The sequence below is a fragment of the Paenibacillus sp. EKM301P genome (assembly GCF_011800295.1).
In the GTDB taxonomy this organism is placed as follows: Bacteria; Bacillota; Bacilli; order Paenibacillales; family Paenibacillaceae; genus Paenibacillus; species Paenibacillus polymyxa.
The window spans coordinates 313094-327534 of the sequence record NZ_JAALFM010000002.1; the positions used below are offsets into that span (position 1 = coordinate 313094).

The window sequence follows — 14441 nt, forward strand, 5'->3', positions numbered from 1 at the left end:
AACGGGGGCTTAACCATGGATCATTTGAAGTGGGGTATTATCGGACCAGGATCGATCGCTGCAGAATTCGCAGTCGCCCTAAATGAGCTTGGCGGAACACTGTATGCAGTATCCTCACGCACACTAGAGAAAGCTGAGGAATTTGCCAGCCGACACGGTGCCTTGAAGGCTTACGGCGGACACAGCGAAATGCTGCAGGACCCTGAGCTGGATGCGGTCTACATCGCCACACCGCACAGCCACCATTACCAATACGTGATAGACAGCCTTTCGATGGGAAAGCATGTCCTCTGCGAAAAGTCCATCACGATAAACAGCGCACAGTTACGCGAGATTGCTCGTCTTGCCGAAGAAAAACAATTAGTAGTGGCTGAAGCGATGACAATCTACCACATGCCACTTTATAAAAAGCTACGGCAGCTTCTGGACGACGGGGCCATCGGCCGTTTGAAAATGATTCAAGTCTCTTTCGGCAGTCATAAAGAGTACGATGTGAATAACCGCTTTTTCAGTAAGGATCTGGCGGGAGGGGCGCTGCTGGATATTGGAACATATGCCCTATCATTTGCCCGTTATTTTCTTTCGGAGCAGCCGCAAGAAATTCTATCGACTGTCAAACGCTTTGAGACAGGTGTCGATGAACAATCTGGAATCATTCTGAACAACAATGTAGAGGAAATGGCCGTCATCTCTCTGGCGATGAGATCTAAAATGCCCAAGCGGGGCATAGTGGCTGGGGAATTAGGATATATCACCGTGGATAATTTCCCTCGGGCCTCCAGCGCTACTGTTCAATATTTGGACGGAACTGTAGAACTGATTGAAATAGGAGATAGTGCTAAAGCCCTGCAGTATGAGATTGAAGAGATAGAGAGCCATATTTCCGGAAAAAGTAACCGGAATACCCTACCGCTCTCCCTCGACGTAATGGATATCATGAGTCAGATACGAGAGCAATGGGGAATTAAATACAGCTTCGAATAACAGGGTTATCCACTGTGTAGCCTGGGGATGAGATTCTTGTATATGAGGTATACAAGAATCTCATGTTCTTATCCTCAACAGCTTTCCAAAGCTGTACCTGCCCTCTCAGTTCAATGTTTTGGAGGCCAGCCATTGCATCATTGTTGTTTTCTTTCCGTTAATCAGCTTTGATACTTCATTGTTATATACGTAAATCCAGGACCAGTGGCCATTATATTCATACAGTGTTTTGTCGCTCTTCTTGTACAAACCAGAAGTATCCACTACATTATCAAACAACGACATATGGACATCCTTTGCTCCCGCATTCACCAAACGGTTATAGGTCGGAATCATGTAATCGTTGGGTGGAACTACGGTGTCGGTTTTGGCGGCGACAAACCAGATCGGCAGGTCCTTCATGTCATTAATTTGTTCATCGGTGATAAGGCTATCCTTCAAGGCTTCACACGCCACCACAGCTGCTGCAAAATAGTCTTTATAATCACGGATCAGCAGCATAGTCATGTATCCGCCGTTGGAGTCTCCGCCAATGTAGATTCGATCTGTATCAATGTCTTTGTTTTGGGCCACGTATTCCTTAATTAAGGACATCAATGCTTGCTCGTACTTCGAGGTTCCGTCTCCAAAGCCTGTAAAACCATCCATCCAGTAGGTTGGGGTCTGAGGTGCCAGCACATAAGCCCCGCCAAAATAAGATTGAATATCCTTAGAAGCAAAATTCGCTGTCTTATTTCCCGAAATTGGAATCGTCGGATCTGTACCTCCCTCTCCCATACCATGCAGCCAGATCACCAAAGGGTTCTTCACTTTGTCTTTTGCTGGTACGTAGTTCGCGTAAGTTAAAGTAACCCCATCAAATGTAGCTTTGCCAGTTGTAAACTGATCAACAAGCTTCCGGATTTCACCTGAGGAAGTATCAATCTTCAATCCGGAAATTGTTCCTGATTGGGTTTTAATAGCCTTTTGCTGCGTGATCGTATATTTGTTATCATTCCATCCGTTAAACCCGGAACCTGCATCATAATGAATAGCGGAACCCAATGTTAAGGACGGACCGATTTCCATTTCCAGCACAACGTAGCTTCCGGTTTTCTTTACAGGGTTGCCGCTTTTGTCCGATACATAGGCCTTGGTGACCTTCCTGTTACCTTTTTCAATAAAGGAATTTACCAACCTATTGTCGCTTCTTTCCACATGTACCTTAAATGTATCGTTTGTTATCGCATCTTTGGGTACCGGCTTACCCAGGTTAACAATGATCTTCGTAATGGCTGCTCCCCAATCCTTCACCTCCGCAACCGTCCGGTATGAGGTGGGCTGTATCTTGGCATCCTTGGCCCATGCACCGGAACTGAAAGCAAAGGTCGTACTGACAGCTAAAGTGAATAACATAGATGTTTTAGCAACCTTTTTAAACTGTTTAAACATGATGTCTTACCTCCTAGATCCATTAATAAAACGCTTACATTATTAATTTTAACGATTTTTTTATTTGCATCCTGCCTTTTATTAGCCTAATTCAGGTCAATTACTGACTCCTTGCTTCAGAAAGCCTCTTGTGCTTTTTACGATATTGATGAGGCGTCACGTGATAAACCTTTTTAAATACCCTGGCAAAAGACTTCTCGTTCGGAAATCCGTGTTCCAGCGCAATTTGTATAATAGAATGATCTGTACTCATAAGAACACGGAAAGATTTCTCCAGACGGATGGCGTTGATATATTGAAAGAGCGTCAACCCTACATGCTTTACAAAAAAACGGGACAAATATTCGGGAGACAATCCAAAAACCTGAGCGATGGAATCCAGGGATAGGCTCTGATCGTAATTTTCTTTGATATAATCAGTTATCAATGTCAGCCGCTCCAAATATTTATTTGTGCTAAAGCCAGGGAGCGATTCGTCGTCAATTTTAAAATGCATTAATAAAAGGTACACCAATCTATAAGATAGGGACGTTAAGTGAATATGTACTAAAGGGTCATTGTGCTGGTTGAGGTAAGCCACAAATAATGTGTTTAACAGATCACGCAGCTCTTCAAAATGCTGTAATCTCTGCTCGTTGGTTTCGAAAATGGATATACAATCAAATAAAATGGGATTACTATCCTTTATATTTTCTCGAATAAATCCTGAAGGAATCAGAACGGTTATAGCCTGTCTACCTTGGCCCTTAGCCACAGAAAAGGAATGAATAGCATTCGAATTAATGAGCACAATATCTCCTTCTCTGGAGCTATAATTCATGCCATCTATATAGATATTGTCGATTTTTCCTAAGAGTACATAGGATATTTCGATGCTGTCGTGCCAATGCCTAGGTATGTATGCTGGTTCATTGGAGGAATGAGCTATAATTTTTAATGGAAAATGATTGTCTGCCTGAACTAGCTCATATTTGTATTCCAAGTTTGTCGCTCCTCTCAGATGTGAACATCATAATAGAAGAAACGGCTTCGACAGGTTGTCTAAACCGCCATATTTAACCTTCCTGTCTCTATAAACAAAAAAACCTAAGATAACAAAATACATAAGATCCTTGGATCTTAGCATTTGGTTCCTTAGGTTTTGCCTGCGTAACAGTAACAATCCCAGTGCTATTCATTTTCAATTAACTAAGCTAAGTATATAGAGGGTTGAAATTTATGTCAACGCTTTCACTTAAGGCGTTTAACCCTCAACTAGCGGCGATGTCCTTTAGCTTCATATGCCCGTAGCTCTCCAGCCACATCTGTTTTGCCTTATGCCGCTCGGTATCTCTTTCTGGTCGTCTCCCCTAACAAAAAAGAACGAGCTTCCATAGCCCGTTCCTTTATTTATGATCCTGTTTTTTGAACTTTGAAGATCATATTTAAACCAAAACCAATCAGCACGAGTCCCGTGACCTTATCGATCATATTTTGAACTTTGGGTGACATTAACCATCTTCTTATGTAACTTAACAATAATACGATTGTAGTAAACCATATAATCGAAAGTAGAGCATAAAGAGAGCCCATCAGTAAAAACTGCAAACTGGGATTATAGCCTGGTAGAACAAATTGCGGTAAGAACGTGAGAAAAAAAATAGCAACCTTCGGATTGAGTGCATTGGAAACCAATCCTTGGGTAAACGCTGATTTTCTAGAATTCTCTTGCTTCTCTTGAACCAAGTTACTCTTTCCTTTTTTTATAAAGGAAGACAGTCCCATATATATCAAGTAAACTGCCCCTGCATATTTGACTACCTCAAATGCTACAGCCGACTTCATTAATATGAAAGAAAGCCCCAATGCGGCTGCCAATGTATGAACGAGAGCTCCGCTAGTTAAACCTAGTGCAATTTTGAAACCATCTTTCTTGCCATCAGTGAGAGTTCTTTTCGTTATTAATGCAAAATCAATCCCTGGTGACATGACAATAAAGATGAGCAGTATCGTAAATGCCAATATATCATTCATAATGTGCCTCCAGATGAAATTTTAGATACACAATACTAACGCGTTATCAGCTATATTTCAATACCTAACATTCATCCTTTTGAAGCTAATGCGCCACTCGTACGATTTTAAGAATCTTCTGAAAATAAGACTTTTTTGTAAATAATGTTTTTTTGTAAATAATGTTTTTTTAAAAACAGAAAATAATCAAAGTATCCTACCAGCGGTTCATAGACTTCCCTTTGCGAACCAGACTTTTCAGGAACAGAAAGAGCAGCGGCGATGTCCTTAAGTCGCATCGCCCCGCTGCTCTCCAACCACATCTGTCTGGCTTTGTCCCGTTCAGGGATTCTCTCTCTAGGCATTTCCATATCTCAGGTCTCTGAATAATTAGACAAACTGACCGGATAAAAGACATAAACCTTAAACCTTTTACTGAATAAGCTACTACTAAGCAACAATATTAAGGCGTCAACTTTAATATTGTCATAGTTGTATTAATATTATTGTGCAACTGAGCAGGAGTTGCATTGGCATTTACCAGTTGTATTGTAGTTGGAACTGTTGTAACGGTTATAATAACTTCAGCTGCGGTAGGTCCCCCACCATTGCCTGAAAAAGGTAAGGGTGTTATAGGAGTTCCGTTAACAGTGAGATTGAAGTCCGCATCACCTTGGTTGTGGATAGAAAATGAGATGAAGTAGCTCCCCGTCTCGTTAATCGTTATCGTTGGAGATGGAGGAGTAAAAGTAAATGCACCACCAACATTCGCTAAAACCCCAGTAAAGGTAATGGGTGAGTTACCCGGAACTGTGTCAGTCCCCGTACCAGGATCTGCTCTGAAAACACTTAAGAAGTCTGATATCCCGACGCCTGCAGGCCCTGCTGGCCCCGTTGCTCCTGCTGGTCCTGCTGGCCCTATTGCTCCTGCCGGTCCTGCTGGTCCTACTGCTCCTGCCGGTCCCGTTGCTCCTACTGGCCCTGCAGGGCCAGGAATTCCTTGGAAACCTTGTAGCCCTTGCTGACCTTGAGCACCTGGAACTCCCTGTGGACCTGGCAGTCCCTGGGGTCCCTGCGGTCCTTGAGATCCTTGAGGTCCTTGAGGTCCTTGAGGCCCTTGAATTCCTTTAACAATGACCTTCGGCAAAACTTTGAATTTTTTAACTGAACATCTTCTAAATTTTCTACGATGCATTTTCTTTTGCCAACAATAATGTCTAAACATAATTAATGGTCACCTCCAAAGTCTAGTCAAATTAGCTTATTGTGCAATTAACCAAAAAGATTGGGCTGTTGACTTCATCTAGGAAAAGATAGGCATAGGCCTGTCCGTATGCTCCAACTCGTTGGTCATGATCTTAAACCTCTGTGACCGCCCACCTGTTCTCGGCGTGTGTTGTATGCTTTTCCAACAAAAAAAGGACTAGCTCAACAGCTAGTCCTTAATGGTTAGTTTAAAAAGTGCTACCTTCTATTATTTTTGGGTAAATGCGATTTTTAAGCCGATGAGTGTAAATAACGAGCCTTGAATATAATTGATTTTTTTAGAAAAGGATGGATTTCTCCGTAGAAAGGAGCCTACTTTTCCAGCAAAAATACTTATCAAAATAAAAAGCACTAAAGTTTGTATTAAAAATACCACTCCAAGAACTAGCATTTGAATAGAAACATTACCGCTTTCCTGGTTTACGAACTGAGGAAGAAAAGCCAAGAAAAAGAGTGATATCTTTGGATTCAACACATTCATGATGACACCTTTTTTATACAATGATTTGTAATTCAAGATATCACCACTCTTGAGTTCAAAACTCATATCTTTTGCTCTAAATGACTTATACGCCAAAAATAATAGATAAGCTGCTCCAGCGTATTTGATTACTGCAAATGCCAAGGAAGATTGATAAATTATTGCCGCGAGGCCGAAGGTTGCTGCGAAAATATGAACCAACAATCCCGTGCAAAGGCCTAAAGTAGTAAATATCCCTGCATTCCTACCTTTTGCTATGCTCTGTGTCAGAGTGAACACGTTGTCGGGACCCGGCATAATGGTGAGAACAATTGCTGCTCCCAGAAAAGCTAATATAGTTTGAAGCTCCACACAACTTCCCCCTTTGGATAATTTGCATATATACTACACCACAATATGTATAGAAGCTATTAGAGCAAATGATTGAATGTAATGTAAACTGCTGAATTACATAAACTCTGCTGTAAGCTACATGAGCACTCATGGTGTAGCAATGGTATAGAAAAGGGCTCCCTCTCGGGAGCCCTTTAAATAGCGGGATTACAGGGTTTTGAGGCCCTTATTACATCATGCCGCCCATTCCGCCCATGCCGCCCATGTCAGGCATTGCAGCCTTTTCTGGTTCTGGCTTGTCAGCGATCACTGCTTCAGTAGTCAGGAACATAGCCGCTACGGAAGCAGCGTTTTGCAATGCATAACGAGTTACTTTCGCAGGGTCAACGATACCTGCGTCAATCATGTTTACCCACTCGCCAGTAGCTGCGTTGAAACCAACGCCTACTTCTTCGCGTTTCAGACGCTCAACGATAACAGAGCCTTCTTCGCCTGCATTAGCAGCAATTGTACGGATTGGAGCTTCCAGAGCGCGCAACACGATGTTGACGCCTGTTTGCTCGTCGCCTTGCAGCTCAACAGCAGCAACTGCATTGTATACGTTCAGGAGCGCTACACCACCACCGGATACGATACCTTCTTCAACCGCAGCACGGGTTGCGTTCAGAGCATCTTCGATGCGCAGTTTGCGTTCTTTCAATTCTGTTTCAGTAGCCGCACCGACTTTGATTACTGCTACGCCGCCGGACAATTTAGCCAGACGCTCTTGCAGTTTCTCTTTGTCGAACTCGGAAGTAGTTTCTTCCAATTGCGTACGGATTTGGCTAACACGAGCGTCGATGTCGGCTTTGTTTCCAGCACCGTCAACCACAATCGTGTTTTCCTTTGTAATACGCACTTGACGTGCTGTACCCAATTGGTCCACAGAAGCTGTTTTCAGGTCCAGACCGAGTTCTTCTGTGATTACTTGGCCGCCTGTCAGGGCAGCGATATCTTGCAGCATTGCTTTACGACGGTCGCCAAAGCCAGGAGCTTTAACAGCTACAGCATTGAATGTACCACGCAGCTTGTTGACAACCAGCATAGCCAGCGCTTCGCCTTCGATGTCTTCAGCGATCAGAACGAGTGGCTTGCCTTGTTGTACGATTTTTTCAAGCAATGGCAGGATTTCTTGTGTGTTTGTGATTTTCTTGTCAGTAATCAAGATATATGGATTGTCCAGTACAGCTTCCATTTTGTCCGTATCTGTAATCATGTACGGAGAAATGTAGCCACGGTCAAACTGCATACCTTCAACTACTTCCAGTTCTGTTGCAAAACCGCGGGATTCTTCAACAGTGATGACACCGTCTTTGCCCACTTTTTCCATAGCTTCAGCGATCAGTTCGCCTACTTCATCATCAGCAGCGGAAATACCAGCTACTTGAGCAATGGATTGTTTGCTTTCGATTGGTTTGGAGATAGCTTGCAGTTCAGCAACTGCTGCTTTAACCGCTTTGTCGATCCCTTTACGGATACCGATTGGGCTTGCGCCAGCAGTTACGTTTTTCAAACCTTCAGTGATGAGGGCTTGAGCCAAAACAGTAGCCGTAGTCGTACCGTCACCAGCTACATCGTTTGTTTTGGTTGCTACTTCTTTAACCAGTTGAGCGCCCATGTTTTCGAACGCGTCTTCCAGCTCGATTTCTTTTGCAATCGTTACACCGTCATTAGTGATGAGCGGGCTACCGAATTTTTTCTCCAGTACAACGTTACGGCCTTTCGGTCCGAGTGTTACTTTAACAGCGTTAGCCAATGCATCTACCCCGCGCAGCATGGAGCGACGAGCGTCTTCACTGAATTTAATGTCTTTAGCCATTTGTGATAAACCTCCCTATGGATTATGAATGATTTGTTTCAATTCCTATATTTAGGTCTTGTCCGGGTCCCGGTTAACCGATGATCGCGTGAATATCGCTTTCTTTCATAATCAAATATTCTTTACCTTCATATTTGATTTCCGTTCCAGCGTATTTGGAGAAAATGACACGGTCGCCTTCTTTTACTTCCAGAGGAATACGGGCACCGTCTTTCAATGCGCCTGCGCCAACCGCGATAATTTTGCCTTCTTGCGGCTTTTCCTTGGCAGAGTCAGGAAGTACGATTCCGAAGGAAGTCGTTGTTTCTTGCTCAATTGCTTCCACCAATACGCGTTCACCCAAAGGTTTGATCATGAAAAATAGCCTCCTTATTAAGTGTTTATCCTGTAATTTGGTTGTTATGTTGTATGTATTAGCACTCAACAGTCGTCAGTGCTAACAACCAACTTTATGATACTCAACTTGAGATTGAATTTCAAGTCCCTAATGTATTTTTTATGGGAATTTTTATGGGCAGCCATTCACGATTATATCCACCTATCCTAAAAATAACCGTTAACTCAAGGCTAATGGTTATTTTTAAGACAGCTATGTTGATCAATTTTAGAGAAATTAGTTATTGAGCCGTTCAGGCCCTGCTTATTATTCCGCAGCTACACGCAATTGGGCCTCCCGTTCCTCCTGTGCACGCAGTTGCTTGCGGTACACGACTGATGACAAGTATACACTCGCTTCATACAGCACCAGCAACGGAATCGCCACCAAAAAATCGGATATAAAATCCGGCGGAGTGATAACAACAGCGACAAAAACAAGCAGGAAATAAGAAATCTTCCGCCATTTGCGAAGCCTCATCGGGGTTAATACACGAATCCCTGTCAGAAACATGATCAGCAGGGGGAGTTCAAACAGCAACGCTACAGGCAACACAATATTAAACATAAAGGTGAAATATTGCGCAATACCGTACGTTTCCTGCAATCCCATACTTTTGGTGACGGACGATGTAAACTGAATCGCCATCGGGAAAATAATGAAATAAGCAAAAGCTGCGCCAATAATGAACAAAAGCAGCACATAAGGCACATATCGCAAGGTTGCACTCCGTTCTTGCGGCCTTAATCCCGGGCTGACAAACTTCCACAATTGGTAGCATGCAAATGGTAACGCCACTGCAATCCCAATGATCATGGCGATCTTCATGTAGATACCGATTCCGTCCCAAAAGGAAAATGCATTTAACTGAAAAGCTTGCGCCGAACCGGAGCGAATAAGCCAGTTATAGACAGAACCCGCCGCGAACAATCCACCAACCAGCGCCAATACAAATACAATCAGCACATAAATTATTCGTCGACGAAGCTCACCCAGATGTTCCATTAGCGGCATTTCATGCTCTGATGGGGTCAAGCCTATTCCTCCTTTCTGAACGGAACGCAGCAGCGCCTCCTAAAAAATAAAGCCCTTCACTGAAGAAGAGGCTCATGTTTGTTATACAAGCAGCAAAAATGAATAACTAAATCTATGACAAGCGTTTATCCTCAGGCTGAGGTTGAACTTCTGACGTCGTCTGTGATGCTTGGACCACACTATCTTTGCTTTCTTTACGCCCAGTCCGTTCATCTTCAGATAAAATATCGCGTGCCCCGTTTTTAAATTCACGGAATGTACGCCCCACAGCTCGGCCCAGCTCAGGCAGCTTGTTCGGACCAAATAGCAGCAGCGCCAGAATAATTAACAAAATATAACCCGGTGCTCCAATATTGGGCATGTGTAGTAATCCTCCTTATGTTGACGGACAAAATGAGAACCTCTGTCCATATACGGCCATATAAATTCTTATAGGTATCATACCACACACACGGGCTACCTTCTACCGGAACTGGCCTGTCACCATGAGCAGCGCTTCCGGGAGCTGATCCATAATTGCTGCCAAGTTTTCATGCACGCCTTTGGGCGTTCCTGGCAAATTAACAATCAATGTACGTCCGCGTATCCCCACGATTCCACGAAAAAGCATGGCCGCCGGATTTTTCTGCATCACGATCATTCTCATGGCTTCCGCCATACCTGGCACTTCCCGCTCCACGACCCGTCTGGTCGCCTCAGGTGTCACATCACGGATCGCCAGTTCGGTTCCGCCCGTAGTTAGCACCAAGTCTGCATGAAAATAATCGGTCATTTCGATTAAAGCCGCAATAATCTCATCCGGTTCATCGGGAACGATCCGGTATTCCACAATCTCTCCGCCCAGTTCTTCTTCGACGAGTTCCCGGATGACCTGTGCGCTTGTATCCTCACGCTCTCCCCTTGCCCCTTTATCACTGGCTGTTAGGATCGCCGTTTTCCACACCATAAGATCACCCTTCTCCTATCATGAAAGAATACTTTCTCTTCTGAAAATCAGAAACAGCCACGCTGCATCCTCCATCACATCACAGTACCCTCTCGGCGACAATGTTGTCTATGTCAAGGTTTCCGGTGGTCCTCCCTTTGAAAATCCCCATGCTTGCCACCCGTTTTGGATTGCAGCATGGTAGGGCCGATGATCATATCTTTTTGCAGCGCCTTGCACATATCATACACGGTTAACGCTGCGGCTGAAGCCGCTGTCAAAGCTTCCATTTCTACACCCGTCTTACCCTCGGTCTTCACTTCAACTTCAATATGAAGTACATCATGTCCATTATCGGAAAAAGTAATGTTCACGCCTGTCAGAGCCAGCGGATGACACATCGGTATCCAGTCTGACGTTTTTTTCGCGCCTTGAATCCCCGCGACCTGGGCCACAGCAAGAACATCACCTTTGCCGATTCTGCCTTCTTTTACAGCCGTCAATGTAGCCGGGTTCATCGTAATCTGAGTCACGGCGACTGCTGTACGAACCGTAGACGTTTTGCCCGAAATATCTACCATACGAGCTCGTCCCTGTTCGTTAAAATGAGTAAAGGAATCCACGACTCCCTCACAGCTCCTTTCACATACCCAACTTTACTTCATTCATCATTTGTCGATTTTGCATGGTTACAATCTAAGCGTCCTTCAGGTGTAAACAGCACGTCCACTCGCAAATCTCCTGGCTCCATGGGTACTTGTGCCAACAATTGTCCCGGCAGCAGCAGCGAGACATAAAGCGGACCTACAGAGCCGTTATTACGCTTCTCTGCCTCTACCTGTGCGGTAAAGCGATCATAGTAGCCTCCGCCATAGCCGATTCTGCCTCCACGACGATCAAAGGCCAAGCCGGGCACAACAACCCAGTCGATTCCCGTCCACATTTCAGGCAACCATTCCTTACATGTCAATGCAGGCTCAGGGATGTTCCATACGCCGGGCACCATATTTTCATACTGATCCATCTCCCTCAGCTCCATGGTTCGGGTTACCGAATCCACTCTCGGGGCCAAGACACGATCTCCCTGTGACCAGCAATGCTCAATGAGGGGAGTCGTAGAAATCTCGCTGCCAAAAGAGAGATAACTAAATAATGTTAGCTTATCCCCGTTTCTGTCTATTCTAAGCTGCTCCCATGCCTCGATTGCATGCCGACAGGCCACAGCCGATGCCTTCTGCCTTGTCAGCGGGTCCATGGAGTCACGCGCTTGCCGTTGCTGTACACGCAGCGCGTTCTTCACATTACAGACATCCACACATCCGCCCTCCCGCACAATCGTCGATAATCATCAAAACGTTACAATTGTCCCATTTGTCAGTAAGTGCTGTACGTTGCAAGTTTTTTTCATTCTTTTTCACTTCTCGTTTAAGTTTATCATTGTTTATACAAATTGACTATACGAGGCTCAAGGGTTTCGGGGGTGAAAGCAGTGCAATAGTGGGTAATTTCATGTAAACTGGAAGGAAGGTACCTGCGAAAAAGGCAGGAAGAACTGTGCAAAATGTAATGGAGGAACGATACGCTATGCTATTGCAAGTAACCGGAATTACTAAATCCTATGGAATTGAGCCCGTTCTGGACGGGATTAACCTTCAAATATTGGAACGTGAACGTATTGGGCTGGTAGGTGTGAACGGTGCAGGCAAATCGACCCTGCTCAAAATCATTGCTGGTGAAATATCCTATGACAGTGGACAAATCTTTAAAGCGAAGGAAACCAGCATCGGTTATTTGGCGCAAAACAGTGGCTTAAATTCTGACCGTTCGATCTGGGATGAAATGATGCTGGTGTTCACACCGCTGATTGAAGCAGAACGAGAACTCCGGCAAATGGAGCAGGAAATCGCCGATCCGGCCAATGCGCAGAACGAAAAGCGTTATGCCGATCTGCTCGAACGCTATGCACGACGCTCAGATTGGTTCAAGGATCACGGTGGTTATGAAATGGAGACCCGTATTCGCAGCGTGCTGCACGGCATGGGCTTTGGTTCATTTGCACCCGAAACGCCTGTAGCCACCCTAAGCGGAGGTCAAAAAACCAGACTTGCGCTAGCGCGCATCCTACTGCTCGCTCCAGATGTCCTTATGCTCGATGAGCCTACCAACTATCTGGATATTCAAACACTGACGTGGCTGGAAGACTATTTGCGCGGCTACTCCGGCTCGCTGCTGGTCGTATCACATGACCGATATTTTCTGGATCGACTAGTGACGACGATTATTGAAATTGAGCGCCATCGCTCCACCCGCTATACAGGCAACTACAGCCGCTATATGGAACTAAAGGCTGCCGAGTATGAAACAAACATCAAGCATTACGAAAAGCAACAAGAGGAAATCGCACGGATGGAGGCATTTATACAACGCAATATCGTGCGAGCCTCTACAACCAAACGTGCCCAGAGCCGCCGCAAGCAGCTGGACAAAATGGAGCGCATGGATCGACCTATGGGCGATTTAAAAAAAGCCCACTTTTCTTTTGAAACTGCCTATATGTCGGGTAAGGAAGTATTAGAGGTGCGTGACCTTTCCGTAGCGTATGAGGGGAAAAAGCCTTTATTTCAGCATGCATCCTTTGACTTAAAACGTGGAGATACGGTGGCACTGATTGGTCCGAACGGGATCGGAAAATCGACTTTGCTCAAATGTCTGACTGGCTCACTTAAACCTGCTGCTGGGTCCATCCACTGGGGTACGAAAATCAAAATCGGTCTGTATGACCAGGAGCAGACAAACCTGAACCCCGCCAATACCGTACTGGAGGAGTTGTGGAGCGAATACCCTCATATGGAAGAAGCACGGATTCGGACAGTGCTGGGTAATTTCCTATTTAGCGGTGACGATGTACTGAAAAAGGTAGCTTCATTAAGCGGAGGAGAAAAAGCCCGCGTATCCCTGGCCAAGCTAATGCTGCGCGAAGCCAACGTATTAATTCTCGATGAGCCTACCAACCATCTGGATCTATTTAGCAAGGAAGTGCTGGAAGCGGCTTTGATGGACTATGACGGTACGCTCTTGTTCATCTCCCATGACCGTTATTTCCTTAACAAAATGGCTGAACGTGTCATTGAGCTTCATCCTGAAGGAATAGAACATTTCCTGGGGAATTATGATGACTATGTAGCCAAGAAACAAGAGTTGGAGGAAATCGCACAGGAAGCGCTCGAGGCAAATCAGAGCAATCGTGGCAAGGCCCCATCTGCCTCTGCGTCCGTAGCAGACGAGGCCACTCCAAAATCACGCGCGGCCACCTACGCGGCAGACAAACAAGCCAAAAGCGAGGAACGTAGTCGTCAACGCAAGCTGGAGGCATTGGAAAACAAGATTAAAACGCTGGAAGAACAAATTGTAGGCTTGGAGGAACAAATGACCATGCCTGAAATTTATCAGGATTACACGGCACTTCAGGATATTCAGGCACAACTCGACACCCATAAACAGGAATTGACTGAAACCTATGCATCCTGGGAGGAACTGCTTGAGGCATAAAGCTGCTGCATAAAATCTTAGCCATAAAAATTTCACATTTCCCTCTTCTATTTTTTGTACACAAGAATATCCACAACTTTTATGTATGGACGATATTGAAAAATGGCCTTTTAGGCCATTTTTTTATTGATAAAACGCCACCTTCAAATGAAAACCAAATTTATCCACTCTTTTATCCACATTATCCACAGATTTCACAATCAATATAGCT

At 44.7% G+C, this 14441-nt stretch carries 15 protein-coding genes and 1 pseudogene; 2 read left to right on the plus strand and 14 right to left on the minus strand.

Features of this window, described 5'->3' with window-relative positions; all coding sequences use genetic code 11:
* Positions 1–15 precede the first annotated feature (15 nt).
* Positions 16–984 (plus strand): Gfo/Idh/MocA family protein, encoded by a 969-nt coding sequence (locus HFD99_RS06910; protein WP_167440840.1) that lies wholly within the window; start codon positions 16–18, stop codon positions 982–984.
* A 105-nt stretch (positions 985–1089) separates the two neighbouring features.
* On the opposite strand, the gene HFD99_RS06915 is transcribed toward HFD99_RS06910, so the two are convergent.
* The 14 genes and pseudogenes from HFD99_RS06915 to HFD99_RS06980 form a co-directional block, all read right to left on the minus strand.
* Positions 1090–2415, minus strand: coding sequence for a prolyl oligopeptidase family serine peptidase (locus HFD99_RS06915; protein ID WP_123796900.1), 1326 nt, complete (start codon positions 2413–2415; stop codon positions 1090–1092).
* Positions 2416–2515: 100 nt separating this feature from the next.
* Positions 2516–3397, minus strand: coding sequence for an AraC family transcriptional regulator (locus tag HFD99_RS06920; RefSeq protein ID WP_123796899.1), 882 nt, complete (start codon positions 3395–3397; stop codon positions 2516–2518).
* Between the two features lie 268 nt (positions 3398–3665).
* A pseudogene (locus tag HFD99_RS25915) lies at positions 3666–3740 on the minus strand (phage terminase small subunit-related protein); the annotation flags it as partial.
* Between the two features lie 64 nt (positions 3741–3804).
* Complete coding sequence (locus tag HFD99_RS06930; protein WP_025364287.1) at positions 3805–4428, minus strand: LysE family translocator; 624 nt, start codon at positions 4426–4428, stop codon at positions 3805–3807.
* Positions 4429–4535: 107 nt separating this feature from the next.
* Positions 4536–4778, minus strand: a complete 243-nt coding sequence (locus tag HFD99_RS25640) for a phage terminase small subunit-related protein (protein WP_225164857.1) — start codon at positions 4776–4778, stop codon at positions 4536–4538.
* A gap of 92 nt (positions 4779–4870) precedes the next feature.
* Positions 4871–5632 (minus strand): collagen-like protein, encoded by a 762-nt coding sequence (locus tag HFD99_RS06940; RefSeq protein ID WP_123796898.1) that lies wholly within the window; start codon positions 5630–5632, stop codon positions 4871–4873.
* A 249-nt stretch (positions 5633–5881) separates the two neighbouring features.
* A complete protein-coding gene (locus HFD99_RS06945) occupies positions 5882–6505 on the minus strand; it encodes a LysE family translocator (protein ID WP_123796897.1) in 624 nt (207 codons plus the stop codon).
* A 211-nt stretch (positions 6506–6716) separates the two neighbouring features.
* Positions 6717–8345, minus strand: a complete 1629-nt coding sequence (gene groL / locus HFD99_RS06950; protein ID WP_016821196.1) for a chaperonin GroEL — start codon at positions 8343–8345, stop codon at positions 6717–6719.
* Between the two features lie 73 nt (positions 8346–8418).
* The gene (groES, locus tag HFD99_RS06955; RefSeq protein WP_007429271.1) at positions 8419–8700 is read right to left on the minus strand and encodes a co-chaperone GroES; all 282 of its coding nucleotides are present in this window, start codon (positions 8698–8700) and stop codon (positions 8419–8421) included.
* A gap of 288 nt (positions 8701–8988) precedes the next feature.
* A complete protein-coding gene (tatC, locus tag HFD99_RS06960) occupies positions 8989–9756 on the minus strand; it encodes a twin-arginine translocase subunit TatC (protein ID WP_016821197.1) in 768 nt (255 codons plus the stop codon).
* A 112-nt stretch (positions 9757–9868) separates the two neighbouring features.
* Positions 9869–10117 (minus strand): twin-arginine translocase TatA/TatE family subunit, encoded by a 249-nt coding sequence (locus HFD99_RS06965; RefSeq protein WP_016821198.1) that lies wholly within the window; start codon positions 10115–10117, stop codon positions 9869–9871.
* Positions 10118–10219: 102 nt separating this feature from the next.
* Positions 10220–10702, minus strand: a complete 483-nt coding sequence (locus HFD99_RS06970) for a MogA/MoaB family molybdenum cofactor biosynthesis protein (protein WP_013369877.1) — start codon at positions 10700–10702, stop codon at positions 10220–10222.
* Positions 10703–10815: 113 nt separating this feature from the next.
* Positions 10816–11304, minus strand: a complete 489-nt coding sequence (gene moaC, locus HFD99_RS06975; protein ID WP_017426496.1) for a cyclic pyranopterin monophosphate synthase MoaC — start codon at positions 11302–11304, stop codon at positions 10816–10818.
* Between the two features lie 38 nt (positions 11305–11342).
* A complete protein-coding gene (locus tag HFD99_RS06980; protein ID WP_025364284.1) occupies positions 11343–11996 on the minus strand; it encodes a 5-formyltetrahydrofolate cyclo-ligase in 654 nt (217 codons plus the stop codon).
* A 269-nt stretch (positions 11997–12265) separates the two neighbouring features.
* Here HFD99_RS06980 and HFD99_RS06985 point away from each other — a divergent pair, with 269 nt between their 5' ends.
* Positions 12266–14230 (plus strand): ABC-F family ATP-binding cassette domain-containing protein, encoded by a 1965-nt coding sequence (locus HFD99_RS06985; protein ID WP_123796896.1) that lies wholly within the window; start codon positions 12266–12268, stop codon positions 14228–14230.
* The last annotated feature ends 211 nt before the right edge of the window (positions 14231–14441 follow it).